Origin of the sequence: Mycobacterium saskatchewanense (assembly GCF_010729105.1) — a bacterium.
GTDB lineage: Bacteria > Actinomycetota > Actinomycetes > Mycobacteriales > Mycobacteriaceae > Mycobacterium > Mycobacterium saskatchewanense.
The window spans coordinates 5,736,034-5,760,372 of record NZ_AP022573.1; the positions used below are offsets into that span (position 1 = coordinate 5,736,034).

Here is a 24,339-nt window from a genome sequence, read left to right on the forward strand (position 1 = left end):
CGGGCCCTAGGCGACGGTCCCGCGATACAACGGGAGCGGCGTGGCCGCCGCAGACCAGACGCGCGGCACCGACAGCGCCCCGAGCTTGCAGGCGCGACCCAGCCCGGCGTTGACCGCCGGGGCCCGGCCCTTGCCGGGCAAGAGGTAGCGCAGGGCGGCCGCTTTGTTGAGCGCGTTGAGCCTACTGATCGCGGTTCCCGACGGCGCGCTCAACGAGCTCAGCCTCGACAGGGCCGGTGTCGCCGACGCCAGGGGCACGTCGATCGTCGTCAGCGGTGACCGACCGAGCGCGCGCAACGCTTCGGGGATGCCCGCCATGACCCGCCGGCCCGTGGATACGACGTCGGGTGCGGACATCACGGCCCAGGTGCGGGGGGTCGGGGCCTGGCAGGCGGGTGCGGGGGGCAAGGCGAACGGCGTCAGCACCGAAGCCGCGGCGGAGGCGCGGGCGTAGGCGCACATGGCCCGCGCGTTGCACACCCACATGCTGTCGTAGTCGCCGTCGGCGGCCGCGACGGCCGGGCTGGCCTGACCCAGAACGTTGGCCGCCGCCAGCGACTTTCGCCGCGCCCGGTTCGCCTCGATCGCCGGCGGGGGCACCGTCACCGTCAACGCGGTGTCGTGGGCCCGTGCCGCCGCCGCGGCGCCGTGTGCCGCGTCTTCGGCGCTCGCGGCGGCGGCGCGCAGCCACTTGACGGCCGCCGCGGCGTGTGCGGGCGCCGAGCGCTCGGCCGGAAGCCTCGCGGCCCCCGTCGCGTAGTCCGCCGCCGCGGTCCACAGCCGCCGGGACAGTCGACGCCAGGCGGCGGCGGCCTCGGTCAGCGACTGCGAACCCGGCCCGTCGTATAGCCGCCCGGAGTTGGTCTCGGGCGGTAGCAATGCAAAATTCATCGTGATGCCTGCCTAACGCGCTACGAGCCGTTCGCCAGAACGGACTCTTCAAGTCATAGACGCATGGGTTACAGGCCCCGTTCACGAACGGCCGTGTGATCTAGCACGCGGGGCCTGGCGCCGAACGATCAGCAGCGCGCGACGCAGAGCCGGACGAGGTTCATGCCGGCGTGTCCGGGCGCGGAGGTGCCGGGGTGGCGCCCGGGTGGCTCAACGGCGTTGGCAGGAGCTAACACTGGGGCCCGGGACCACGGTAGTGACACGCGGGACCACGACGTCGGGCGGTCCCGCGTCATCCACATGCTGTGGAACGGCTTCTTGCCGGCGGGTGCGTACTGGTGCGAGAAAGCCTGAGCGACTGCGGCGTCCGTCCGTGGCGCGGCGTGCGGTGCGGCGGCGCCGCCGGGTGCGTGCGACCAGGCCGCCGGTTCCGGCGGCGCGGCCGCCGAAAACTGCGGTCGCAGGGCCGATCCCGCGATCAGCGCAACGAATACGCCGAGGACCGCGGCGGCCGCGATGACGGGCCGACACCGCCGTGCCCTACCGGCGTCCCACCACCTCACGCTGGCTGACTGTACAACTCTCTCCTTGGGAGGCAACCGAAGCAAGCTGTGAAAACGATCAAAGTCCGGTGTGCACCGACTGGACGGTGAGACGGCGCACGGCGTCCGCGCCGGCGGGACGGGGCGCCGCGGGCTGCCCGAAGGTTCGATTCGTTGTGCGCCACATTTCATCGGAGTTCTGTGAGATGTGCTGGCTTGGGTCTCGCAACGGCTGGAAACCGAAGTCAATTCGAGCACGGATAACCCGTTGCTGGATCCCGAATCGGCCCAGGTGCTTTCCGACGGGAGTTTTTCTGGTGGGTACGTCGCTCTGGCAATGGACTCGCTCAACGCCGCGGTAGCAAGCGTCGCGGACCTGTTGGACAGACAGCTCGCGTCGGTTGTCGACGTGAAATACAACAGGGGCCTCGGCCCCAACCTGGTTGTCACCTATCCGGAGGGACATCCGGAGTTCGGCCTGAACCATGGATTCAAGGGGTCCGGCCGCCGCGAATGCCCTGACACGGTCATCGGCAGCGGCAGTGTCGTCGAATCCGCTTCTCACGGTCAACCCCGGGTCGGGGCCGCGTACCGCCCACCCGGGCTCACCCGGCTGCCGGTGGGTGCGTCACCATGGTGGGCCGGAACCCATAGCGGGGAATGTCGCTGACCCCGCGTCCGGACGGGCCGGCCAGCGGCACGCCGCCGAGCGTGTTCGCCAGGCCTGACGTAGCCGGTACCGGGCCCACTCCGGCGGTCGGGAGCGGCGCGGCGGGCGCGCCCATCGGCTCGGCCGCCGCGGTCCACGCGGGCGGCACCGACAGCGGCCCGATCGAGGCGGCGTTGCCGACGCCCGCCGACATTGCGCCACCGAGGCCTCCCACCGCGTTGCCGAGTCCGCTGCCCGCGGCTCCCGCCGCCTCCCCGGCGGCGTCAGCGGCATCCCCCGCGGCTTCGGCGGCCGCGCCGGAGCCCTGCAGGCTCAGGGCATCGGCCAGTGTGCCCACGAAGTTACCGGGTGTGTAGAAGCCGGAGGACAGGGCGTTCAAGCCGATGCTGCTGAACGCACCGCCCAGCGGCGACCCGTCGGTTCCGAGCAGGAAGTTGAGGATTCCCGCCGGGGTGGAGAAGTCGGCCCCGCCCAGTCCGAGCCAACTCGCCACGTCGTCCAGGCCCGCCGTCCACCCTGCCCCCGGAAGCCCGGGCAGCGCGAGCCCTTGTATCGCGTTCGGCAGTGCCGACATCAGCTGTGACAGCGACGCCTGCGCTCCCGCGGCTTCGGCCGGGGCGGCGCCGTCACCGCTGGTGGTGGCCGGTGCCCCGGTGAACGGGCTCAATGCCGTTGCGGCGGCCGACGAGCCCGCGTAGCCGTACATCGCGGCGGCGTCGTGGGCCCACATCTCGGCGTAGTGCGCCTCGGTCGCCGCGATCGCCGGGGTGTTCTGTCCCAGGAGGTTCGTGGCGACCAGCGACGCGAGCTGCGCGCGGTTGGCGGCGATGAGCGGCGGGGGCACCGTCATGGCGAACGCGGCCTCGTAGGCCGCGGCGGCCAGCCGGGCCTGGCCCGCGGTCTGAGTGGCGCGCGCGGCGGTGGTGCTCATCCACGTGACGTACGGCGCGGCGGCCGCCGCCATCGATGTCGAGGCCGGACCCCGCCAGGCGCCGCCGGTCAAGTCGGCGATCGTCGAGCCGTAATTCGAGGCGGCAGTCGACAACTCGACCGCCAAGCCGTCCCAGGCCGTCGCGGCCGCGAGCATCGCGGCGGAGCCCGGGCCGGTGTACATGCGTGCGGAGTTGACTTCCGGCGGAAGCGTTGCGTAGTCCATCGGATTCAGGCCCCTCCGCTCGCGGGTGAGACTGCGGCGGACGAGTTTTCGGGTAGGGTGGGGACGGGCGGCATGGACGGCTCCAATTCGGTGGGGTTCTGGGCCCGCGCGCCGCGGAAGTGGGCGCACGCCAGTGACGCGCGTTGGCGCTGACCGAATCGCGCGGGTAAGGCGTTCTGCTGCAATGATTTTCACGCAGCATGAAGTGGATAGGCGGCGCTATGTCGGCCGGCCGCCGCCGGCTCAATCTATCAATCCCGATTCGGGCGCGGTGGTGATCGAGGCGTGCGGTACGCGCCGAGCGGGATACTCGCGCAAGCAGATTGGCGTCCTGAGATCGGCCACCCGACCGGCGACGGCGGATGCCGCCCACGCCGCCCGCGCTGCCGATCGCCCATCTGGCATCCCCTCAGTCTCGGAAACTCGAGTTCGCCGTATCTCGACGGTAACGACCCGCCTACGTTCATGCAATCAATTTGCAACAGTAATTGCGACTAATTTGCAGGAGTGACGGGGTCCACGAAGGGGCTCAGAACACGATCAGCGGTATGGCCATCTCGGCCGGGCTGGCCGCGCCGTGAAAACCGATGAGCCGCGCGGCTTCCGGTGGTTCGTGCTCGGTGGCCAGCACCGCGGCGTCGCCGGTGCACACCACGACGACGTCACCGATCCGAGGCAGGTTCGTCGGCGTCACCGGGCCGAAAACCCCGGTGGCCACGGCCTCGTCGCGGACGTAGACCTCCGCGGCCGTGCCCAGCACCTCGGTCCAGGCGGCCTGCACGTCCGCGGCGGCGCCCGGCGCGGTGTGCAGGTAGCGGACCCGTGGTTCGCCGGCGACCACCCGCACGCCCGCGCTCAGCCGGGCATCGGCGTCGAGGTCGAAACGCGCGGTCTCGGGGACGTTGAGGCCGCCGTGGTCGGCGGTCACCAGCAGCGTCGCGGTCGGGGGCAGTGACTCGACGAGCCGGGCCAGCAGCGTGTCCGCCCGGGCGGCCGCCTCGTGCCACGGCGGCGAGCCGATGCCGGCCACGTGGGCGGCTGTATCCAGGTCGGCGGTGTAGCCGTAGACCAGGCCGGGCGCCGCGCGCAGCTCGTCGGAGAACCGTTGGACGTAGTCGTCGATCGCCGCGGTCGGGCGGAACTCCGCGCCCCGATACGCGGCATCGGTCAGCCCGCTGCCGATGAACCATTCCGGGAGCACGACGCGGGCGCTCGTCCCGTTCCGCCGGAGCCGCTGAAACCACGTGGGGAGCGGCTGCCACGCGTCGTGGGGCGGGTCGTCGCGCCAGCGGATGTGGTTGAGCACCCGGTCGGTGCCCGGGACGTTGACGGTGAACCCCAGGATTCCGTGCTCGCCGGGCCGCGTGCCGGTGCCCAGGGAAACCAGGCTGGTCGGCGTGGTCGAGGGGAAAGTGCAGGCCAGCTCGAGCAGCTGCCCCGTCTCACCGGCCAGTACCGAGGCCAGCAGCGGCGCGCTGCCGGCGAGCTCGGGCAACAGGTGCCAGCCCATCCCGTCGACCAGCACGACGCCGACGCGATCCACCCGGTCGGCGTCGACGCGGTCGGCCAGCGCCAGCCGGTCCGGCGCCTCCGGGGCGCCGAGCAGCGCGGCCGCGGCGGGCAGCACGTCGCACAGTGAACCGGGCACGACCGCCAGTGTGACACGGCTAGACGTGCGCGAGCCGTTCACTCGTGACGCGCAGCTGGCGATCGGTGCTGTCGGCAAGCGCGCGGGCCTGCGCCACCGACAGCCGGCCGCACAACCGGCCCCAGTGCAGCGCGACCCGATCGCCGGGCGCCACGTCGGGCACGGCGCTGTAGCCGTCGGCCCAGATGTCGAGCACCCGCGCCGACGGCCCGGAGAGCGACAGCGCCCCACCGGCCCACACCAGCCGGCGACACGACACCTCGACGCGGTCGCTGGTGACGGATAACACCGTGCCCCAACCGATCCGGCAGTTTTCGAGCACCCTGAGGGGGTGCTCGTCCATGCCCCGGCCCAAAAACCGCGTCCAGGGATACACGCCGAACACGTGGAAGCTGTGGTTACCGGCCGCCTCGGTGGCCAGGTCGGGGGTCAGGTGGGTCCAGTAGTGGCCGGCCTGGGGTCCGATGATGTCGAGCAGGCCCCGGTAGAAGTCGTATGGGTCGAGGGTGGCGCCGATTCCGCCGCCGAGCCAATAGGATTCGACCAGCCGACGGTCCAGCGGGTCGGCGATGCCGGTCAGGTTCGCCAGCACCCGCAGGTAGGGCCAGGCCCCGCTGAATCCGGCTGCGGCCCTGCGCACCTCGTCGACCGAGCCGTCGCGCAGGGTGGCCCCGAGCGGGGGACCGCAGTACCCCAGCGCGTTGGGGGCGTAGGCGTAGCGCGCGAACATGTCCGCGCCGCGGGTGTCCGGCGCGGTGGTCAAGTGTGGGCCACGAGCTTGGCCGCTGGGATATTTTGACGGTTCAGCCGTCCGAAGTTGTAGTACGCCGCGCACGCGCCCTCGGGGGACACCATGCAGGTGCCGATCGGGGTCTCGGGGGTGCATGCGGTGCCGAACACCTTGCATTCCCAGGGCTTGAGCACGCCCTTGAGGACCTCGCCGCATTGGCAGGCCTTCGGGTCGGCGACCCGCACCCCGGGCATGGCGAACCGCAGTTCGGCGTCGTAGTCGGCGAAGTCGTCGTGCAGGCGCAGGGCGCTGTGGGAGATGAATCCCAGCCCGCGCCATTCGAAATGGGGGCGCAGCGCGAATACCTTGCCCATGAGCGCCAGCGCGGCGGGGTTGCCGTGTTCGGGGACGACCCTCTTGTACTGGTTTTCCACCTCGCAGCGGCCCTCGCGGATCTGGGTGAGCAGCATCGCCACGGCCGCGAGGATGTCGAGCGGCTCGAAACCTGCCACCACCAACGGCTTTCGGTACACCCGCGGCACGAAGCGGTAGGGCCGGTTGCCGACGACGGTGGAGACGTGACCGGGGCCGATGAACCCGGACAGGCGCAGGTCGGGTGATTCCAGGATGGCCTTGATCGGCGGCACGATCGTCACGTGGTTGCAGAAGACGCTGAAGTTGGTGACGCCGAGGTCGCGGGCGCGCACCAGCGTGACGGCCGTCGAGGGGGCGGTAGTCTCGAACCCGATCGCGAAGAACACCACGTGTTTCCCGGGGTTGTCGACGGCGATCTTCAGCGCGTCCAGCGGGGAGTAGACGAATCGCACGTCGGCGCCCTCGGCCTTGGCGTCGAGCAGGCTGCCAGCCGAGCCGGGCACGCGCATCATGTCGCCGAAGCAGGTGAAGACCACGTCTTGTTGTCCCGCCAACCACATGGCGTCGTCGATGCGGCCCATCGGGATCACGCACACCGGACAGCCCGGGCCGTGCACCAGTTCGACGTTGGTGGGCAGCAGGTGTTCGATGCCGTGCCGGTAGATGGTGTGGGTGTGCCCGCCGCACACCTCCATGAACTTGAACGGTTCGGCGTCGTCACCGGCCAGGTGCTCGATCGCGGTCAGCAGTTTGCGGGCCGCGGCCGGGTCGCGGAATTCGTCAACGAATTTCATTGGTGGTCCCCCCTAGTCAAACGATCGACGAGGTGTCGAAGGCTTCCATCTCGGTGGTGTAGGCGTCGCCGAGCTTCTTGATGGCGGCCAGGGTCAGCAGGGCCTCGGTTTCGTCGATCTTGGCCATCGCAAACCCGACGTGGACCAGCACCCAGTCGTCGGGGGCGGGTAGGTCGTCCTCGAGCAGCCGCACGCTGATGGTGCGCTGCACGCCGCTGACGTCAACCTTCGCCAAATAGTTCGCCGGGTCGGTGATCTCGACGACCCGGGCCGGAATCCCCAAACACATCTTCGACCCCTCTCCTTTCTGGTGGCGACCCGTCCCCAGCTCCGCGGGGTCCCCAGCGCCCGGCTTCGCCGCGCTTGCGATTGCCCCTCTCCTTTCTGGTGGCGACCCGCCGCGCCCGGCTTCGCCGCGCTTGCGATCGCCCCTCTCCTTTCTGGTGGCGACCCGCCGCGCCCGGCTTCGCCGCGCTTGCGATCGCCCCTCTCCTCAGCAGATTCTCGGCAGCGGGTCCCCGACGAGCATGTCGACGATGCGCGTGCCGCCGAATCCGGTTCGCAAAAACACACTTTCGGCCGGCTCGGCCACGATCTGCCCCACCTCGGCGGCCTGGGCCCCCAAGGGGTGCGACCGCAACGCGGCCAGGCCCGCCTCGGCCTCGTGCGGTGCGACGACGGCGACGAACTTGCCCTCGTTCGCCACATACAGCGGGTCGATGCCGAGCAACTCGCACGCCCCGTTGACCATGGGCGCGACGGGAAGTCGATCCTCTTCCAGCAGGACTCCCAGGCCGCAGGACTGCGCGAGTTCGTTGCACACCGTGCCCACCCCGCCGCGGGTCGCGTCACGCAGCCAGCGGGTCGAGGGGGCGGCGGCCAGCAGCGCTTCCACCAGCGGGCTGAGCGAGGCGGTGTCCGAGGCGATGTCGGCCTCGATGGCCAGATCCCCGCGCGCCAGCATGACCGCCATGCCGTGCTCGCCTATCGACCCCGACAGCAGCACCCGGTCCCCGGGACGCACCGCCCCCGCCGACAGGGCGCGGCCCGCGGGAATGACGCCCGCACCGGTGGTGGTGATGAACACCCCGTCGGCCGCGCCCCTGGGCACCACCTTGGTGTCCCCGGTGACGATCTGCACGCCGGCCACCGCCGCCGCGGTGGCCATGTCGGCCACGATCTCCTTCAATTCGGCGATCGGGAACCCCTCTTCGAGCACGAACGCCGCGGAGATCCAGGACGGCACCGCCCCGGTCATGGCGAGATCGTTGCAGGTTCCGTTCACGGCGAGCTCTCCCACCGATCCGCCCGGAAAACGCCTGGGCTGCACCACGAACGAATCTGTCGACATCGCCAGACGGTCCCCGCCGGGCAGGCTCAGCACAGCGCCGTCGCCCAGGGCCTCCAGCAACGGGTTGCGCAGCGCCTCCACGAACACCGCATCCACCAGCGCCGCGGACGCCTTCCCGCCGGCCCCGTGCGCCAGCGTCACGTGATCGTCGAGCAACCGCGGGCGTCGCCGACGGAACGACTCGATCCGCTCGATCACCTCGCCCTCGCCGAACCGCGGACCCGACGACAGGTAATCCCCCGCTGGCTTGTTCATGCGGCCCCCGACCCCTTTCCGCCCAGCCGGTCGTGGACGGCCAGCCACAACTGGTAGCCGAGCAGCGCCTGGGACTCCTGAATGCGGTGCACGCTCTGTGACCGGACGGTGAAGCAGGCGTCCACGTTCGGATCGCTCGCGAACGCGCCGCCGTCGTACCCCGCGAAACCGACGGTGTACACACCGCGCCGGCGCGCCTCGGCGAGCCCGGCGAGCAGGTTCGGTGAATTACCGCTGGTCGACATCGCGATCGCGATGTCGCCGGCCTGCGCCCGCGCGATGAGCTGGCGCGCGAACACCAGCTCGAAGCCGACGTCGTTGCCGAGCGCGGTCAGGATCGCCTGGTCGGCGGTCAGCGACCACGCGGGCAGCCCGGTGCCGACCGACGGTCGGGCGAACAACGCGGCCAGCGTGGTGGAATCGGTGCAGCTGCCGCCATTTCCGAAGGTGAACAACCGGCCGGCCGCCGCGAAGCGGCGTGCCATCTCGCTGGCGGCCCGGCCCAGCAGGTCGGCGTTGGCCTCGAGCGTCGAACGCCGCAGCGCCAGGCTCTCGGCCGCCTTCGCCCGCGCCGATGCGGCGAGGTCGGCTAGCAGCGACGTGGGGTCGTCCTCCTCGGCGTCGATGAACGGGTACAGGAAGTTGGTCGGTTCTTGGTCGGCCATCAGAGGTCGTCCTCGTCTAGCCGGGATATCGCCGTACCGGCGTGCACTACGATCAGATCCGCGGGCGCGACCGGATCGATGAGCGTCGTCACGACGTCCTCGAGGCCGCGCGCGGTGCGGACGGTGGCTGTTCCCGCGGCCGGCCCGCCACCTGTGCGCACCACCTCACCGAGGCGGCCTTCGTCGCCGCATGTGATGCAAACACTCTGCGGCGCTGCAGGTTTGAGCAACCCGGAATGCTCGAAACATACGTGGGTGAGCTCCCACAGCAGGTGATAGAACAACACGAAGCCCCCGGTCGCGGGGACGCGTGGGTCCGGGTCGTCGAGCCACAGCACATGGTCGGCGGCCCCCGGCTTCGGCCGTGCGCCGCTGCCGATCCAGATCGAGGTGGTGCCCCAGGCGGGGGAGCGGCGCATCACCGAGCGGACGTGCGGGTCGTCCGCGCCGGACACCGCGATCACGATGTCGCCGGGGCGCGCCGACACCCGCGCCAGGTCCACCGGGTCAGGCCCGGTCAGCGCGACCGCCGGCAGGGCGCGCTTCCCCACGATCACCGGATGCACGAATTCGACCGCGATGTGCAGCGCGTGCGGCTCGGCGCCGGGCGCGATCGACCACATGGTGGCGCCTGCGGCGAAACGCCGGGCCAGCGTGAACGCCGTCGCGGCCAGATCCGATGCCAGTTGCGCGCCCAGTCCGCGATCGACCTCGGTGGTGATCATGGGTGCGCCCCCTCCCGTGCGAGCAGCGTCGAAATCACGGCCTGACCCAGCGCCAGACCGCCGTCGTTCGGGGGCACGGTGTGGTGGGTCAGCACCTCGAAACCGGCCGCCGTCAGCCGCTTTCGGCAGGCTCGCAGCAACAGCACATTCTGAAACACCCCACCGGTCAGGCCCACCAGCCGGACGTCGCCGGCCACGTTGCTCGCCACGTCGGCGACGGCGTCGGCGACGGCGTGGTGGAACGCCGCCGCGAGCGTCGCGGTCGGCGTCCCGGCGTGCATGGCGGAGACCATCGTCTGCACCATGGTGGCGGGATCGATCACGCCGTCGGCGCGCACCGTCAACGGCAGCGTCGGCCCGGCGCCCTCACCCGCCGAGTCGGCCAGCGCCTCGAGTTCGATGGCGGCCTGGCCCTCGTAGCCGATCCGCTGCCGCACGTCCAGCAGCGAGGCGACGGCGTCGAACAGCCGGCCCATGCTCGAGCACGGCACGCATCCGGTCCCGCTGTCCAATTGCGAACGGACGAGCCGCAATTCGCTTCGAGTCGCCGCCGCGACCGGGGCGAGGTCCGGCGACCAGCCCAGGCCGGCGTTCCACAGCTGGGATAGAGCCATCCGCCACGGGTTGCGCACCGCGGCGTCACCGCCCGGCAGCGGCACCGGCAACAGGTGGGCGGCGCGGACGAAACGGTGGCTGTCGGGACCGAGGGTGAGGATCTCGCCGCCCCAGATCGTTTGGTCGCACCCGTAACCGGTGCCGTCGAAGGAGACGCCGACGATGGGTTCGCCAACGCGTCCGTGCTCGGCCAGCAGCGCCACGACGTGCGCGTGATGGTGCTGGATCAGGTCCAGCGGCCGGCCGCCGGCGCGGCGCTCGGCCCACTCGCGGGTGTGGTACCCCGGGTGCAGGTCGGCGGCCAATCGGGTCGCCGGGCCGCGGATTTCGGTGAGCTGGCCCACGGCGCGCTCGAACGCGCGCAGCGTCTCCCAGCTGGCTATGTCGCCGATGTGGCCGGACAGGTACGCCCGCGGTCCGTCGGTGAGGCAGAACGTGTTCTTCAGTTCGCCGCCCACGGCGAGCACCGCCGGGCCGGGCGTCCCGAGATCGACGGGTAGCGGGGCATAGCCGCGGGATCGGCGGATCGGCAGCTCGTCGCCGTCCACCACGCGCACCACCGAATCGTCACAGGGCACGTGGATCGGTCGGTCGTGGTCGAGGACCGCATCGCACAGTGCCGGAAGCCGTTCGGCGACATCGTCGTTCGTAAAACAGATGGGCTCGTCGGAGCGGTTGGCGCTGGTGAGCACCAGCGCGTCGGGAGCCCGTTCGTGGCTGTGTGGCACGGGCGCCAGCAGCAGATGGTGCAGGGGGGAGTACGGCAGCATCAGGCCCAGCAGCGGGCTGTCGGGTGCCACACCGTCTGCGACGGGCGCCCCGGGGCGCCGGCGCAACAGCACGATCGGGCGGGCCGAGCTGGACAGCACCACCGCCTCCGTGTCACCGACATCGGCGTACCGGCGCGCGACGTCGAGGTCGCGCACCAGCACGGCGAACGGCTTGGCGCCCCGCGCCTTTCGCCTCCGGAGTGTGCGGACGGCGGCGTCGTCGTCGACGGTGCAGGCCAGGTGGTAACCGCCGATTCCCTTGATGGCGACCACCGCGCCCCCCGCGAGGGCGCGCTGTGCCGCGGTCAGCGCCGCGTCCGAGCCGCGCACGCGCCCGGCCGCCGACGAGAACCACAGCGACGGCCCGCAGTCGGGGCAGGCGATCGGCTGCGCGTGGAACCGGCGGTCCGCGGGGTCGTCGTACTCGGCGGCGCAGCGCTCGCACATCACGAACGCCGACATGGTGGTGGCGGGCCGGTCGTACGGCAACCCGCGGATGATCGTGAACCGGGGCCCGCAGTTGGTGCAGGTGACGAACGGGTGCCGGTAGCGCCGGTCGCGCGGGTCGAACAGCTCGGCGACGCAGGCGTCGCACACGGCGACGTCGGGCGGTACGGGCGTCGTGGCGCCGGCGATCGCCTCGCTCGCCACGATGCGGAAGCCGCGCTCTCTGCACAGAGGCAGGTCGGTTTCCAGGACGGCGTCGATCCGCGCCAGGGGAGGGGCCTGCGAGCGCAGCCGGTGGGCGAACTCGTCGATGCGCGCGCGGCCGCCCTGCACTTCGAGGAAGACCGCGCCGGAATCGTTGCCGACGAACCCGGCCAGCCCGAGCTCGCCGGCGACTCGGTGGACGAACGGGCGGAAGCCGACCCCCTGAACCACGCCGGTCACGGTGAAGCGCCGCCGGATGTCGTCGGACCGCAGCAGCAGGGGGGACCGGGTCATGTCAGCCGCCGTCCCAGTCGGCCGTTCCGTCGGTGCGGCCCCGGCCCATCAGCTCCAGACCCGCCATCGCCGCCTCCGCGCCGGCGCGGTCCGTCTTCTCGATGGCGAAGCCCATGTGAATGATTACCCAGTCGCCCGGCGCGAACGACTCTTCCGGCAACATGCCGACGTTGATCCGGCGTTCTTCACCCGTGACGTCGACGAGTGCGAGCTGTCCCTCGTAACCGTCCAACATCCGGATCACCTGACCGGGAATGCCCAGGCACATGGGTCAGCGCTCCTCCCGTGCGGCGGCGCCTGCAACGCGGCGACGATCTCTTCGACGGCCCGCGCCGCCCGGTGCACGGCCCCGGCGACGGGTTCGGTGAGGCCGATGCCCTCCTCGACGCTTCCCGCTTCGCAGCCGACGACGACGGTGTACGGCAGGATGCCGCCCAGGGCCCGCAGGCTCGCGAACACCGTGGCGGGGTCCATACCGTGCGCGTCCAGACCGGGCGCGTCGTCATCCCCGTCGCATTCGGCCTGGAAGTCGCATTCGGCCTGGAAGACGTGCAACGTGCCGGGGCTGCCGCGGCTGGGTACCGCGTCGACGAGCACCAGCGTGTCCCAGTTGTCGAGCAGGTCGTAGGCCAGGTGCATGCCGCGGATGCCGTAATCGACGACGCGGACACCCGAATCATCGTGGGAGATGGCGACGTTGCGGACCACCTCCGAGCCGAATCCGTCGTCGCCCAGGAAGATGTTGCCGATCCCGGCCACCAATATGCGCGCAGTCATCGCACCGCCGGCCGCGGCTACATCCGCCGAAGCTTCAGGTAGCGGCGGGCGTCCGGAATGGAGACCACTCCCAGCGCCAGCGCCACCGCCACCACCAGGGCGATGATGGCGACGAATATCCAACCCATGACTTCCATGCCGAACTCCTCTCACTCCTGCCTGTCCTGCGCTTCCGTAGGCTCGATCTCGTCGGGGGAGAAGTACAGGTAGCGGCCGTACCAGTCGTGCAGATCGGCTGCCGGGTCATCCTCGACGACGACCGCGACGTGCTTGTTGCCCTCGACGTCTTCGTGCACCGAGGTGACGCGGGCGGTCTTGCCCACCACGAAGAGGTCCTGCGCGTCGGCGTTGCGCCGGGGCCGCAATCGCACCCGGCTACCCCGTGCCACCCGGACGCCGTTCACCAGCACGGCGTCGATCTCCGGTCGAACGGCGTTGTCCGCGAGCGGATCCCACCAGTCGACTCCTTCCGGGACCTCGGGGACCAGACCGGACATCGCGTGGGGATCGCGCAGCACGCCGTGCAGGCGCGCCATGTCCTCCGCCGACATGGCGTCGCACTGGTCGATAAGCCGCGCCGCCCGCGGATCGGTGGCCCGCGCCTGCCTCTTCTCCTCATCGGTCATCGTCATCACGCGCAGGGTGAGGATCTCGTCGATCTCCGTGCAGTCATAGAGAGCGGTGCTGCTCTGTTCGGCCACCTCGGGATGGTCGTAGAGGATGATCGGGGAGATCAGGAGCATGTCTTGGGCGCCGGGCGGACCGGCCAGCACGGGGAAGCAGCGATGCTGGCGGCACCGCGCCACGGCCTCGGCCGCCTCGGCTGGCGGCTCGAGCAGCGAGACGAATTGTCCGCCAACGGCTTCGGAGATGACGTGTGTTCCGATCAGGGAACGCGCGATGGCGTCGTCCTTGTCGCCGGCGGGCGGGCAGACGTTGGCGATTCGCACCGACACCCGGCGCAGGTCACCGTCGGCCACGCTCTCGACCGTCAGGACGCCGCGCACCTCCCGGCGCTCGCGGACCAGGCGGCCGCCGTCGACGGCCTCGACGTCGGTGGCGGCGGCGGCCGTCACCGGCAGCGTCCAGGGCTGGTCGGCAAAAGTGAGGGGGCCGAAGACGATTTCGCATTCGACCGCCTCGTCCCAGGTCAGCCACGACCCGGCCGAGGTGGTCAACTCGGTGACGGGCTCGAAGCCCCCGCCCGGCAGCGCGCGCTCGGCCCGCCGGCGCTGCAACTGCAGGAACCGCACCACCAGCGTGATCGCCCAGGCCCCGTCCATCAGGAACTCCGCGGCCAGGGTGTCGTCCTCGCCCAGACCCGCGGCGGCGGCACCGGGCGGGCCGAGAACGCCGAATTGCCAGCGTGATTGGTTCTTGGTGGAGGTGCCCCGGTAGGGGTAGAGAAGATAGCCCTCGTAGAGCACCGCATCGGCGACGGTGCGGGCGCGGTCCCGGCTCGACGTCCCGGACGCGGTCACCGTGCGGCCTCCCGCTCGGCGTCCAGCAGCGAGGTGACGGCGTGGTCGAGGTCCAGCAGTCCCTGCGCCGATTTGTACGCGGCCAGGGCGGCGACGGTTTCGTGACTCAGCCGCACCCACCCGCTGTTCGGGTAGTGCTGGGCGATCAGGTCCCGCCACACCGTCACCGGCATGTCGTAGCGGTACTCGCAGTCCCACGGCACCTGCTGGACCGAGAAGCCGCGTTCGCCCCTGACGAAAATCGTTCCGCTGAACAGAAATTGGAGCGGTAACGTGCCGTGCCGCAGCGCGTGCAGGTACTTGGCGGCGGCCACCTCGAAGTCGTAGGTGCAGTCCAGCGGCAGCGCGACCGTGGTGTTGGTGGTGAAACCCGGCACCATGGCGGTGCAGTGCTGCCAGAGGAAGGTGCGCTGGGTGGTGGCCCAGCGTTCGCGGGATCCGAACAGGTCGAGCAAGCCGGCCGCTTCCTCGTCGGAATAGGGGCGTCGCAGCGGCTCGATCCGCACCTGGCAGCGCAGGGCGATGGCGTGCACGGGGTCGTCACAGCCCGCATCGATGCCGATTCGCGCTGTGAGAACGGGGCTCACGGAGTACGGTTCGGGCGTCACATCGATGACCGCGAACTCCACGTCGATCATGTCGGCGCCCCCTGCGCGACGACCGCGCGGGCCGCGATCTCGGCGAAGAAACCGTCGATGAACGCCCGCGCCTCCTGCCCGCCGTCGAATCCCCGCCACAGCAGGCGCAGGCGGCCGACGAACTCGTAGCACGCGTCGATCGGTACGAGATAGGTTTCGGGCGGGGCGGTTTCGTCGTCCGGTACCCGGACGAGCAGCGCCTCCACGTCGTCGGCCAGCAGCCCCACCCGCGAGTCCGAGCCGCCGACGGCGTTCCACGCGTCCAGATCGAGTTCGGACTCGCACGCGCCCGCGGGGCCGGGGTAGAAGGCGACGGTCCGCCCCAGTGCGGAGTTCGCGAAGAAGAAGGCGACGCCGACCGGGATCTGCAGGCTCTCCCAGGCGCGACGGTCCAGCGCGAAGTCGGGGAACGCCAGATACCGGTCCGGCACCGCCCGGTAGCGCAGCTCGGCCTGCGTGTCGGTGAACAACAGGTAGCAGGCGCGGCAGACGCACATCAGCTGTCGGGCGGTCACATTGACGACGTGCTGGTGCTCGTCGGCGATCGACTCCGCACACATCTCGCACCGCTCGCCGGCCGGCTCGGGTGCGCGCCGGTCGCCGGTGATGCGAGCCAGGACGTCGTAGGGCGTCGTCATGCGCGGGCTCCCGTCGGTTCGGCCAGTGCCACCGAAGGCACGCCCTCGCGGAGCAGCAGGGGGACCGGCTCGAGGTGGGCGCCGTCGGGCCCGGTGCCCGCGTGCACGACGTCGAATTGCGTGCCGCAGCGCGGGCATCCCAGCAGTGTCTCGCGAAGGTGCGCACCCGCCAGGGAATCGTCACACACCGGACAATGGTCGCGATAGGCCAGCGGCAGGTCGCCGATCCGGCAGACCAGCAGCGCGGCGCCCGCCACCAGGAACCCCGCCACGTCACCGGCCTCCAGCTCGGCCAGTTCGGGCAGCGGATGCCAGCCCGAACGCACTTGGGCCAGCAGGGATTCGGGGGGTATGACGGCCGGACCAGACGGCGCAGAGTCGGCGGTCACCACCTCAATCGCGACGATCTCCGGGGCCGCCGCCCGGACGGCGTCCTCGACCGCGAGTTCCAGGGTCACCGCCGACGACGGGCAGCTCTTGCAGCTGCCGCGGAAGGCCAGCCGGGCGGTGTCCCCGTCGATCGAGAGCAGCTCCACGTCGCCGCCGTGCGAGCCCAGGTAGGGCCGCACCCGGTCCAGTGCGTCGGACACCCGCCGGTGCACGTCGTGGGGGTGCAGGCCGTGGACGAGGAGCAGGCTGGCCACCAGGTCGTCGGTGGCCAGCCGCTCGGCTACCCCGGGGCCGGCCAACTGCATGATCCTTTCCAGCCCGGCCCCGTACAAACCCACCACCTCGCGGACCAGCTGCTGCGCGCGTTCGTACGCGCCCGTCCCGCCCGCCGCGCAGGAGTCCAGCAGGGTCTGGATCCGATCGCCCGCCGCGCGCCACTGCATGTCGTTGTCGGGGTTCGGGCGATCCGTCATGTGTCCTCCAGATGGTGACGACCCGCTGCGCCCGGCTTCGCCGCGCTTGCGATCGTCACGCGATTGATGGTGACGACCCGCTGCGCCCGGCTTCGCCGCGCGTGCGATCGTCACGCGATTGATGGTGACGACCCGCTGCGCCCGGCTTCGCCGCGCGTGCGATCGTCACGCGATTGATGGTGACGACCCGCTGCGCCCGGCTTCGCCGCGCTTGCGATCGTCACGCGATTGATGGTGACGACCCGCTGCGCCCGGCTTCGCCGCGCTTGCGATCGTCACGCCCCGACGGGCGACTGGGTTGGCGTGTGCAATCTCTCCAGAGTCTTTCCCTTCCCCAGGTACATGTGGACGCCGCAGGGCAGGCACGGGTCGAAGCTGCGGACCGTGCGCATGACGTCGATGCCCTTGAAGTTCTCGCGGCTGTTCTCCTCGAAGATCGGCTGGCCCTGCACCGCGTCCTCGTAGGGTCCGGGCGTGCCGTAGCTGTCGCGCGGGTTGGCGTTCCAGGGCGTGGGCGGATACGGGTGATAGTTGGCGATCTTGCCGTCCCGGATCACCAGATGGTGGCTGAGCACGCCGCGTACCGCCTCGGTGAAGCCGCAGCCGATGGCTTCGTCGGGCACCTCGAACTTTTCCCACGTCTTCGTGCGGCCGGCGCGGATCTCGGCCAGGGCCTTCTCGGCGAAGTGCAGCGCGCACGCCGCCGCGTAGGCCTGGAAGTAGGTGCGCGCCCGGTCGCGTTCGATGGTGTTGCTGCCGTACTTCGGGATCTTCCACTCGAATTCGACCGGGCCCTTGAGTGCGGTCTTGGGGAGGTTGATCTTGACGGAATTGCCGGTCGCCTTGACGTAGCCGATGTCGACCAGGCCGGCCAGGGCGGTCGACCACAGGCGGGCCAGCGGACCGCCGCCGGTATCCAGCGCCAGGTGGTCCTTGCCGTCGAACCAGCGTGGCGACATCACCCAGCTGTACTTGCCGCCGTCCAGGTCACGCTTTTGCGGATGGGGGTTGGTGTGCTGGTTCCACGGGTGGCGCCGGTCGACCGCGTTGCCCAGCGGGTCGGTCTTGACGAACATCTCCTGCTCGGTCCAGTCGTCGTAATACGAACTGCCCAAAAGGATCCGGATGCCGAGATTGATGTCGACCAGCGAGTGGGTGACCAGCTTGCCGTCCACGACCACGCCGGGCGTCACGAACATCGCATTACCCCAGCGTTCCATGTCCTTGTACTCGAAGTTGCACACCTCGGGGTCCTGGAAGGAGCCCCAGCAGCCGAGCAGGGTGCGGCGCAGACCGACCTTCTCGTAACCGGGCAGTGCGGTGTAGAAGAAGTCGAACAGGTCGTCGTGCATGGGCACGACCTTCTTCATGAACTCGACGTAGCGCATGAGCCGGGTCATGTAATCGGTCATCAGCTGGATCGTGGCGACCGTGCCGACCCCGCCGGGATACAGCGTGGACGGGTGCACGTGGCGACCCTCCATGAGGCAGAACATCTCTCGCGTCCACCGGCTGACGGCCAGCGCCTCGCGGTAGAACTCACCGCTGAACGGGTTGAGCGACCGCATGATGTCGGCGATCGTCCGGTAACCGTGGGCGCCGGCCTGCGGCGCCGGGGTCTTCTCGGCCAGGGCGAGCACGCTCGGGTTCGTCTCGGCGACCATCTTCTCGCAGAAGTCCACGCCGACCAGGTTTTCCTGGAATATGTTGTGGTCGAACATGTATTCCGCGGCCTCGCCGAGGTTGACGATCCACTCGCCGAGGTGCGGCGGCTTGACCCCGTACGCCATGTTCTGCGCATAGCACGAACACGTCGCGTGGTTGTCGCCGCAGATTCCGCAGATGCGGCTGGTGATGAAGTGGGCGTCGCGAGGGTCCTTGCCCTTCATGAAGATCGAGTAGCCACGGAAGATCGACGAGGTGCTGTGGCATTCGACGACCTCCCGGTTCTCGAAGTCGATCTTGGTGTAGATCCCGAGGCTGCCGACGATCCGGGTGATCGGGTCCCACGCCATGTCGACGAGCTGGCCCGGCTCCCGCTTGGCTGTGGTCGGTTCGGGGACGATAGTTGTCATCGCTACTGCTCTCCGCCCAAGGGCTTGTCGAGATGGGAACGGAGCGCGCTACACCTGGCCGGGGATTACCAGGTGCGGCGCGCTCCGGTGGTCAGTTGGTTGCCGTTGTGACGCCAGCGCGGCTCCTTGTCGACGGTGCGCGCCGTGATACCCCTCAGGTTGCGAATCACGGCCCCGTACAGCCCCGACGCCGTGCTGGAAAGCTTGCCGCCCGGCGGCTCGTCCATGAACGGCATGAATTTGTCCGGGAAGCCCGGCATGGTGCAGCCGATGCAGATGCCGCCGACGTTTGGGCAGCCGCCAACACCGTTGATCCACCCGCGCTTGGGCACGTTGCACTTTACGACTGGGCCCCAACAACCAAGCTTCACAATGCATTTCGGCGACCCGTACTCGGTCGCGAAGTCGCCCTGCTCGTAGTAGCCGGCGCGGTCACACCCCTCGTGCACGGTCTTACCGAACAGCCACTGCGGACGCAGCGCGTCGTCGAGTGGAATCATCGGGGCCTGGCCGGTCGCCATGTACAGCAGGTACGTGAGGGTCTCCGACAGGTTGTCCGGGTGGATCGGGCAACCGGGGACGCAGACGATCGGGATGCCCGCCTTGCTCTTCCAGTCCCAGCCGAGGTAGTCGGGAACGCCCATCGCCCCGGTCGGGTTGCCGGCCATGGCGTGGATGCCGCCGTAGGTGGCGCAGGTCCCCACGGCGACGATCGCGGTGGCTTTCGGGGCCAGCCGGTCGAGCCACTCGCTGGTGGTGATCGGTTGCCCGGTCGCCGGGTCGTTGCCGAACCCGCACCAGTAGCCCTCGTCCTTGATCTTCTCGTTAGGGATGGATCCCTCGACGACGAGCACGAACGGTTCGAGTTCGCCGCGGTCGGCTCTGAAAAACCACTCGAGGAAGTCGTCCGCGCCCCCGTTGGGTCCGCATTCGAAGTCGATCAGGGGCCAGTGGACGGCGACCTTCGGCAGGCCGGGAAGGGCTCCCAGCGCGATCTCCTCGACGCTGGGCTGGGTGGCGGCAGTCAACGCCACCGAGTCGCCGTCACAACTTAGCCCCGCATTGATCCATAAAACATGGATCAACGTTTCTTCTGCTTTGACTGCCGCTTCTGTTGGCATGACGCAGCTTTCCGGGGCCGGGCTGAAAGGCCCCTTCGCCGCCGGAGTCGACCGTCGGCCCACTTGCGCAGCGATGTCTTGGGTCTACTCCCGCCGCCGGGCGTTGTCAACGGTGCGCTGTATTGGTCACCTGTCCAACAAATGTTGGGAAAACGCGGGCGCGCTTCAGTCCCAGGGGAATTGGGCCACGAGCACGCCGCTGTCATGCGAGCGCTTTGCAGGAATCGGCATCGCGCCGGTCAGCTCGGTCCGGCGAATCGCCGAAGCCAGTCGAACCAGGCGGCCATGCCGGCTCCGGTGCGCGCGCTCACCGGCAGGATCTCCGCCGTCGCATTGACCTTGCGCACGTGCTGGAGGTAGGTGTCGACGTCGACGTCGAGGTAAGGCACGAGGTCAATCTTGTTGAGCAACACCACATCAACCGACCGGAACATGACCGGGTACTTGAGCGGCTTGTCCTCGCCCTCGGTCACCGAGTAGACCATGGCCTTGGCGTGCTCGCCCACGTCGAACTCGGCCGGGCAAACCAGGTTGCCGACGTTTTCGACGATCACCAGGTCCAGCGCCGGCAGGTCGAGGCCGGGCAGCGCGCGGTTGACCATGGGGGCGTCGAGGTGGCATTCCCCGCCAAACCCGTTGCTGGTGTTGAGCAGTGAGATCTGGGCGCCGCGACCGCTGAGCTTGGCCGCGTCGAGGTCGGTCGCGATGTCACCCTCGATCACCCCGATCGCGAATTCGCCGGCGAGCTCGTCGAGCGTCGCCTGCAGGATGGTGGTCTTGCCCGACCCGGGCGAGCTCATCAGGTTGAGCGCGCGGATCCCGTTGCTCTCGAACGCCGACCGGTTGGCCTCGGCGAGGACGTCGTTCTCCGCGAAGATCGACTCCAGTACCTCGATGCGTTGAGCGCCCGTCCGGTAGCCGCTGTGGTCGCCGTGGTCGTGGTCGTGGTCGTGGTCGTGATCGTGGTCGTGATCGCCGTCGTCGTGGGTGTGCACGGTGCCGTCCTCGTGCCGGTGGAACCTACCCATGGTCAGCTCGATTCATCACCGCACGCCCCTCACGAGACGTCCAACGACGTCACCAGGAATTCGTTGCCGGTGACCACCTCGACGTCGGTGCTGTCACATCGCGGGCACCAGACCGACCATGCCGACGTGATCTCCGATTGTTGCCCGCACTCCCGGCACCGCACCTCGGCGCCGACGCACTCGAGTTCCAGCTCGGCGTCGGGCATGTTCTCTGAGTCCCGGACGAGCGTCCAGCAGAACGACAGCGATTCGGGCACCACCTGGCGCAGCGCCCCGACCCGCACGCGCACCACGTCGACGTGCCGGCCGTCGGCGTGTGTCTTGACCACTCCGGCGATGGCTTCGCACAGCGACAGCTCATGCACCGCTGGACACCGGCGCCCGCGTGGACCCGGACGATTCCGCCCGGGCGGTGGAGGTCATGAGCACTGTTCTACACCCGAAAGTGCCCGGGGGGCACTCGTTCAGCCGGTGGGATCGGCCGGGCTCCACTTCTCCTCGATGCGGCCGAACCGCCACACCAGCAGGGCGACGGCCCAGGTGACGACGAACATGCCGACGATGATGTAGCCGACGGCGTTGAGGTTGAGCCCGCTGACCCACTGCCAGAACCCGCCGCGCCAGCCGAACTGGTCGGCGAGCAGGGTGAGCAGCTCGACGGTGCCGATGAGCAGGGCGACGACCACCGACAGCGCGGTGATGGTGATGTTGTAGTAGATCTTGCGGACCGGGTTGGAGAAGGCCCACCCGTAGGCGAAGTTCATGAACGAGCCGTCGACGGTGTCCAATAGGCACATGCCGGCGGTGAACAGCACGGGCAGGCACAGGATCGCGTACCACGGCAGCCCCGCCGCCGCGCTGGTTCCCGCGAGCACCAGCAGGGCGATCTCGGTGGCCGTGTCGAAGCCGAGCCCGAACAGCAGTCCGACGGGGTAGCAGTGCCAGGACCTGGTGATCGACTTGGTGTACCGGCCGAGTAGCCGGTTGATCAGCCCGCGGTTGTCGAGTTGCCGTTCCAGCTCGGCCTCGTCGTAGTCGCCGCGGCGCAGCCGGGCGAACATGCGCAGGATCCCGGCCAGGATCACGACGTTGATGAGGGCGATCGCGTACAGGAACACGCCGGACACGCTGGTGCCGATCAGGCCGGTGTAGTGGTGCAGGGACGACGAGTCGTCCTCGACAGGCCCGACGATCGTCTTGACGCCGGTGGCCAGCAGGACCGCCAGCCCGAAGACCACCGTGGAATGGCCGAGGGAGAAGAAGAAGCCCACCGCCAGCGGGCGCTGCCCGTCGTTCATGAGCTTGCGGGTGGTGTTGTCGATGGCGGCGATGTGGTCGGCGTCGAACGCGTGGCGCATGCCCAGGGTGTACGCGGTCAGCCCGATCCCGACCCCGAATGCCTTGCCGCCCATGCTGAATTGCCCCGGCTCGACGAACAACACCAGGGTGAGCCAGCCGACCAGGTGCAGGGCGACGATCACCGCCAGCATCGATCCCAGCCGCCACCACTCGGCGGGCGCCAGGGCGCTGCCCAGATTGACCATCCATGACGGTCGCCAGTCGAGCTCGGTACTGGCCACTGGGGTCCTTCCGGCATCGGGGACAACCGGCACGACTGTAAATGCGGGCTCCAGTCTGATGCAAGTTGGTCGCAGGAACGCACGCCGCGATCGGTCGAAAACTGGCGAACCGCGGTATCCGGCGCCACACTGGACGGGTGACGCCCAAGCCGTCGGTTCTGGATCCCTCCGTGACCGCCCGGATCGGTGATCTCCTGCGCGCCCGCGGTCTGCGCCGGATGGCGTCACGCATCCAGGTCTTGGCGGTGCTCGAGCCGGTCAACGGTCACCTGCCGGTGGCGGAGATCCACCAGCGGGTCCGCGCCTGCTTGCCGCCGGGCGCTCAGCCGCCCGACGTGGCGACCATCTACCGCACTGTGACCACCCTGGTCGAACAGGAAGTGCTGCACGCGCTGACCCTCGACGGCGGCGTCACGACCTATGGACTGGCGACCGCCCCGCACCACCACGCGGTCTGCACGCAATGCGGGGCGATCATCGAGGTGCCCGCGCGTCAGCTCAGCTCGGCGCTCGAGCACGCCATGGCCGGCAGTTCGTTTGCGCTGTCCGAGGCGGCGGGCCTGACGCTGCGCGGCCTGTGCCCAGACTGCCAGAGCTGATCCGGGGCGCTAGGGCCGGCGCAGGGCCAGCAGCGCGTTCTCGACCACCTCGGGCAGTGCCGGGTGGATCCAGTACTGGCCGCGGGCCATTTCCTGGGCTGTCAGCCCGAAGCTCATGGCCTGAATCAGCGGTTGGATGATCGACGACGCCTGATGCCCCACGACATGCGCGCCCAGCAGCCGACCACTGGTGCGTTCCGCGATGAGCTTGACGATCCCGGTGCCGTCCTCCATCGCCCAGCCATAGGCGACGTCGCCGTAGTTCTCGATCGCGACCGATATGTCGAATCCCTGTGTGCGCGCCTGATTCTCGGTCAAGCCGACGGCGGCCAGCTGCGGGTCGGTGAACACCGCCGCCGGCACGAAGCGGTGGTCGGTGACGGCCATCGACGGCGTGTCATCCCAATCGCAGAGCAGGTTGTGCTGCACGACGCGGGCCTCGTGGTTGGCGACGTGTTTGAGCTGATACGGCGACGAGACGTCACCGAGGGCGAACACCCCGCGGGCGGAGGTCCGCTGGTATTCGTCGACGACGACACGGCCGCCCTCGACGTCGACGCCCGCCTGCTCGGCGTCGAGCAGATCGCCGTTGGGCAGCCGTCCGGTCGCCACCAGCAGTAGGTCGGCGCTCAGCGTGCTGCCGTCGTCGAGCTCGAGGGCGATCCCGGAACCTCGGTTGGAGCCCCCCACCACGTTGCGATGGGTGCGCACTTCCCACTTGGCCGACGCGAGGCGGGTGAACCGCTTGCAGATGGTGTCGTCGCAGTGCCGCAGCATGGTGCTGCCCCTGGCCACGAGCGTGACGCGCACCCCGAGTGACGAGAAGACGTGGGCGAATTCGGCTGCCACGAAACCACTCCCGACGATGGCCAGGTGTTCGGGCAACTCGGGGATGCGCATGATGGTGTCGCTGGTGTGATGCGCGACGCCGCACTCGAGGATGGCCGGCGGAATCATGGGACGCGATCCCGCCGCGACCACCACCTGATCGGCGGTGAACTCTTCGCCGGCGTCGGTGCGCAGCAGGTAGGCCCCGTCGGGCTGGACGGGTCCGAACCGCGTGCGGCCGTACAGATCAACGTTGGGCGCACTGCGCCGGTAGTCCTCGCCGCTCATCGAGATCGGGTCGATGCGGCCGAAGACCCGGGAGACGATGTCGTCCCAGCGCACCCTGTCGACGTGCGCGTCGATGCCGAACCGCGCGGCGTCGCGGATCGTCGCGGCGACCTCGGCGACGTAGACGAACATCTTCGTGGGAATGCACCCGACGTTGAGGCAGGTGCCACCGAAGGTGCCCTGCTCGCAGATCGCGGTCCGCTTGTCCGCGTAGCGGTCGTCGAGAATGGTGTTGCCCGAACCGCTTCCGATGATCGCGAGATCGTAGGTCTCCACGTCCTTCAAACCGCC

Annotated in this window: 24 protein-coding genes and 1 pseudogene; 2 read left to right on the top strand and 23 right to left on the bottom strand. The window is 69.6% G+C overall.

Annotated features, from left to right (window positions below; translation table 11 throughout):
- Nucleotides 1–6: 6 nt before the first annotated feature.
- Nucleotides 7–891 (bottom strand): PPE family protein, encoded by an 885-nt coding sequence (locus G6N56_RS26960; protein WP_085256279.1) that lies wholly within the window; start codon nucleotides 889–891, stop codon nucleotides 7–9.
- Between the two features lie 750 nt (nucleotides 892–1,641).
- Here G6N56_RS26960 and G6N56_RS26965 point away from each other — a divergent pair.
- Nucleotides 1,642–2,103, top strand: a complete 462-nt coding sequence (locus G6N56_RS26965; protein ID WP_197746646.1) for an aromatic amino acid lyase — start codon at nucleotides 1,642–1,644, stop codon at nucleotides 2,101–2,103.
- Here the strand turns inward: G6N56_RS26965 and G6N56_RS26970 are convergent.
- The 21 genes and pseudogenes from G6N56_RS26970 to nicT all read right to left on the bottom strand — a co-directional run bounded on the left by G6N56_RS26970 (nucleotide 2,039) and on the right by nicT (nucleotide 22,333).
- Nucleotides 2,039–3,259: a PPE family protein gene (locus tag G6N56_RS26970; protein ID WP_085256280.1), complete on the bottom strand. Its 1,221-nt coding sequence runs from the start codon at nucleotides 3,257–3,259 to the stop codon at nucleotides 2,039–2,041. The genes G6N56_RS26965 and G6N56_RS26970 overlap by 65 nt on opposite strands.
- A 529-nt stretch (nucleotides 3,260–3,788) precedes the next feature.
- Nucleotides 3,789–4,907, bottom strand: a complete 1,119-nt coding sequence (locus G6N56_RS26975; protein WP_085256321.1) for an alkaline phosphatase family protein — start codon at nucleotides 4,905–4,907, stop codon at nucleotides 3,789–3,791.
- A gap of 19 nt (nucleotides 4,908–4,926) precedes the next feature.
- Nucleotides 4,927–5,670: a DUF6390 family protein gene (locus G6N56_RS26980; protein ID WP_264020456.1), complete on the bottom strand. Its 744-nt coding sequence runs from the start codon at nucleotides 5,668–5,670 to the stop codon at nucleotides 4,927–4,929.
- Nucleotides 5,667–6,806: a hydrogenase formation protein HypD gene (hypD, locus tag G6N56_RS26985; RefSeq protein WP_085256281.1), complete on the bottom strand. Its 1,140-nt coding sequence runs from the start codon at nucleotides 6,804–6,806 to the stop codon at nucleotides 5,667–5,669. The genes G6N56_RS26980 and hypD overlap by 4 nt, the downstream gene beginning before the upstream one ends.
- Before the next feature lie 16 nt (nucleotides 6,807–6,822).
- Nucleotides 6,823–7,095 (bottom strand): HypC/HybG/HupF family hydrogenase formation chaperone, encoded by a 273-nt coding sequence (locus tag G6N56_RS26990; RefSeq protein ID WP_085256282.1) that lies wholly within the window; start codon nucleotides 7,093–7,095, stop codon nucleotides 6,823–6,825.
- 204 nt (nucleotides 7,096–7,299) lie between these two features.
- On the bottom strand, nucleotides 7,300–8,412 hold the full coding sequence (hypE, locus tag G6N56_RS26995) for a hydrogenase expression/formation protein HypE (RefSeq protein WP_085256283.1): 1,113 nt from the start codon (nucleotides 8,410–8,412) through the stop codon (nucleotides 7,300–7,302).
- Nucleotides 8,409–9,077, bottom strand: a complete 669-nt coding sequence (locus tag G6N56_RS27000) for a D-sedoheptulose-7-phosphate isomerase (protein ID WP_085256284.1) — start codon at nucleotides 9,075–9,077, stop codon at nucleotides 8,409–8,411. The genes hypE and G6N56_RS27000 overlap by 4 nt, the downstream gene beginning before the upstream one ends.
- Nucleotides 9,077–9,802: a hydrogenase assembly protein HupF gene (locus G6N56_RS27005; protein WP_085256285.1), complete on the bottom strand. Its 726-nt coding sequence runs from the start codon at nucleotides 9,800–9,802 to the stop codon at nucleotides 9,077–9,079. Before G6N56_RS27005 ends, G6N56_RS27000 begins: the two co-directional genes overlap by 1 nt.
- Nucleotides 9,799–12,132 carry a carbamoyltransferase HypF gene (hypF, locus tag G6N56_RS27010; RefSeq protein WP_085256286.1) on the bottom strand — a complete coding sequence of 778 codons (2,334 nt, stop codon included), beginning with the start codon at nucleotides 12,130–12,132 and terminating at the stop codon, nucleotides 9,799–9,801. Before hypF ends, G6N56_RS27005 begins: the two co-directional genes overlap by 4 nt.
- A 1-nt stretch (nucleotide 12,133) precedes the next feature.
- Nucleotides 12,134–12,400, bottom strand: a complete 267-nt coding sequence (locus G6N56_RS27015; RefSeq protein ID WP_085256287.1) for a HypC/HybG/HupF family hydrogenase formation chaperone — start codon at nucleotides 12,398–12,400, stop codon at nucleotides 12,134–12,136.
- Nucleotides 12,373–12,909 (bottom strand): hydrogenase maturation protease, encoded by a 537-nt coding sequence (locus G6N56_RS27020; RefSeq protein ID WP_085256288.1) that lies wholly within the window; start codon nucleotides 12,907–12,909, stop codon nucleotides 12,373–12,375. Before G6N56_RS27020 ends, G6N56_RS27015 begins: the two co-directional genes overlap by 28 nt.
- 17 nt (nucleotides 12,910–12,926) lie before the next feature.
- Nucleotides 12,927–13,046, bottom strand: a complete 120-nt coding sequence (locus G6N56_RS29910) for a DUF6893 family small protein (RefSeq protein ID WP_408632653.1) — start codon at nucleotides 13,044–13,046, stop codon at nucleotides 12,927–12,929.
- Nucleotides 13,037–14,390, bottom strand: a pseudogene (locus G6N56_RS27025) (hypothetical protein); the annotation flags it as partial. The gene G6N56_RS29910 and the pseudogene G6N56_RS27025, both read right to left, overlap by 10 nt.
- Nucleotides 14,387–15,028, bottom strand: coding sequence for a DUF6084 family protein (locus tag G6N56_RS27030; protein ID WP_085256290.1), 642 nt, complete (start codon nucleotides 15,026–15,028; stop codon nucleotides 14,387–14,389). The pseudogene G6N56_RS27025 and the gene G6N56_RS27030, both read right to left, overlap by 4 nt.
- Nucleotides 15,025–15,666 (bottom strand): DUF5947 family protein, encoded by a 642-nt coding sequence (locus G6N56_RS27035; RefSeq protein ID WP_085256291.1) that lies wholly within the window; start codon nucleotides 15,664–15,666, stop codon nucleotides 15,025–15,027. Before G6N56_RS27035 ends, G6N56_RS27030 begins: the two co-directional genes overlap by 4 nt.
- The gene (locus G6N56_RS27040; RefSeq protein WP_085256292.1) at nucleotides 15,663–16,529 is read right to left on the bottom strand and encodes a NifU family protein; all 867 of its coding nucleotides are present in this window, start codon (nucleotides 16,527–16,529) and stop codon (nucleotides 15,663–15,665) included. The genes G6N56_RS27035 and G6N56_RS27040 overlap by 4 nt, the downstream gene beginning before the upstream one ends.
- Nucleotides 16,530–16,804: 275 nt before the next feature.
- On the bottom strand, nucleotides 16,805–18,604 hold the full coding sequence (locus G6N56_RS27045) for a nickel-dependent hydrogenase large subunit (RefSeq protein WP_085256293.1): 1,800 nt from the start codon (nucleotides 18,602–18,604) through the stop codon (nucleotides 16,805–16,807).
- A gap of 65 nt (nucleotides 18,605–18,669) precedes the next feature.
- Nucleotides 18,670–19,725, bottom strand: coding sequence for an NADH-quinone oxidoreductase subunit B family protein (locus tag G6N56_RS27050; protein WP_085256294.1), 1,056 nt, complete (start codon nucleotides 19,723–19,725; stop codon nucleotides 18,670–18,672).
- 239 nt (nucleotides 19,726–19,964) lie between these two features.
- A complete protein-coding gene (hypB, locus tag G6N56_RS27055; RefSeq protein ID WP_085256295.1) occupies nucleotides 19,965–20,753 on the bottom strand; it encodes a hydrogenase nickel incorporation protein HypB in 789 nt (262 codons plus the stop codon).
- 29 nt (nucleotides 20,754–20,782) lie between these two features.
- A complete protein-coding gene (locus G6N56_RS27060) occupies nucleotides 20,783–21,118 on the bottom strand; it encodes a hydrogenase maturation nickel metallochaperone HypA (protein ID WP_085256296.1) in 336 nt (111 codons plus the stop codon).
- Nucleotides 21,119–21,217: 99 nt separating this feature from the next.
- Nucleotides 21,218–22,333, bottom strand: coding sequence for a Nickel transporter NicT (gene nicT / locus G6N56_RS27065; RefSeq protein WP_085256297.1), 1,116 nt, complete (start codon nucleotides 22,331–22,333; stop codon nucleotides 21,218–21,220).
- 137 nt (nucleotides 22,334–22,470) lie between these two features.
- Between nicT and G6N56_RS27070 the strand changes: the two genes are divergently transcribed.
- Nucleotides 22,471–22,932 carry a Fur family transcriptional regulator gene (locus G6N56_RS27070; RefSeq protein WP_085256298.1) on the top strand — a complete coding sequence of 154 codons (462 nt, stop codon included), beginning with the start codon at nucleotides 22,471–22,473 and terminating at the stop codon, nucleotides 22,930–22,932.
- Nucleotides 22,933–22,941: 9 nt separating this feature from the next.
- Here the strand turns inward: G6N56_RS27070 and mtr are convergent, their stop codons facing one another.
- Nucleotides 22,942–24,324 carry a mycothione reductase gene (gene mtr, locus G6N56_RS27075; protein ID WP_085256323.1) on the bottom strand — a complete coding sequence of 461 codons (1,383 nt, stop codon included), beginning with the start codon at nucleotides 24,322–24,324 and terminating at the stop codon, nucleotides 22,942–22,944.
- Nucleotides 24,325–24,339: the final 15 nt, after the last annotated feature.

What these genes read in the sequence shown, in the direction of transcription:
- G6N56_RS27040 (WP_085256292.1), bottom strand. Translation starts at nt 16,529, where the DNA reads ATGACGGATCGCCCGAACCCCGACAACGACATGCAGTGGCGCGCGGCG.
- G6N56_RS27000 (WP_085256284.1), bottom strand. Translation starts at nt 9,077, where the DNA reads ATGGCCGACCAAGAACCGACCAACTTCCTGTACCCGTTCATCGACGCC.
- G6N56_RS27045 (WP_085256293.1), bottom strand. Translation starts at nt 18,604, where the DNA reads ATGACAACTATCGTCCCCGAACCGACCACAGCCAAGCGGGAGCCGGGC.
- G6N56_RS26990 (WP_085256282.1), bottom strand. Translation starts at nt 7,095, where the DNA reads ATGTGTTTGGGGATTCCGGCCCGGGTCGTCGAGATCACCGACCCGGCG.
- G6N56_RS27050 (WP_085256294.1), bottom strand. Translation starts at nt 19,725, where the DNA reads ATGCCAACAGAAGCGGCAGTCAAAGCAGAAGAAACGTTGATCCATGTT.
- G6N56_RS27015 (WP_085256287.1), bottom strand. Translation starts at nt 12,400, where the DNA reads ATGTGCCTGGGCATTCCCGGTCAGGTGATCCGGATGTTGGACGGTTAC.
- G6N56_RS26960 (WP_085256279.1), bottom strand. Translation starts at nt 891, where the DNA reads ATGAATTTTGCATTGCTACCGCCCGAGACCAACTCCGGGCGGCTATAC.
- G6N56_RS27005 (WP_085256285.1), bottom strand. Translation starts at nt 9,802, where the DNA reads ATGATCACCACCGAGGTCGATCGCGGACTGGGCGCGCAACTGGCATCG.
- G6N56_RS26970 (WP_085256280.1), bottom strand. Translation starts at nt 3,259, where the DNA reads ATGGACTACGCAACGCTTCCGCCGGAAGTCAACTCCGCACGCATGTAC.
- hypD (WP_085256281.1), bottom strand. Translation starts at nt 6,806, where the DNA reads ATGAAATTCGTTGACGAATTCCGCGACCCGGCCGCGGCCCGCAAACTG.
- G6N56_RS27035 (WP_085256291.1), bottom strand. Translation starts at nt 15,666, where the DNA reads ATGACGACGCCCTACGACGTCCTGGCTCGCATCACCGGCGACCGGCGC.
- hypB (WP_085256295.1), bottom strand. Translation starts at nt 20,753, where the DNA reads ATGGGTAGGTTCCACCGGCACGAGGACGGCACCGTGCACACCCACGAC.
- hypF (WP_085256286.1), bottom strand. Translation starts at nt 12,132, where the DNA reads ATGACCCGGTCCCCCCTGCTGCTGCGGTCCGACGACATCCGGCGGCGC.
- hypE (WP_085256283.1), bottom strand. Translation starts at nt 8,412, where the DNA reads ATGAACAAGCCAGCGGGGGATTACCTGTCGTCGGGTCCGCGGTTCGGC.
- G6N56_RS29910 (WP_408632653.1), bottom strand. Translation starts at nt 13,046, where the DNA reads ATGGAAGTCATGGGTTGGATATTCGTCGCCATCATCGCCCTGGTGGTG.
- G6N56_RS27020 (WP_085256288.1), bottom strand. Translation starts at nt 12,909, where the DNA reads ATGACTGCGCGCATATTGGTGGCCGGGATCGGCAACATCTTCCTGGGC.
- G6N56_RS27030 (WP_085256290.1), bottom strand. Translation starts at nt 15,028, where the DNA reads ATGATCGACGTGGAGTTCGCGGTCATCGATGTGACGCCCGAACCGTAC.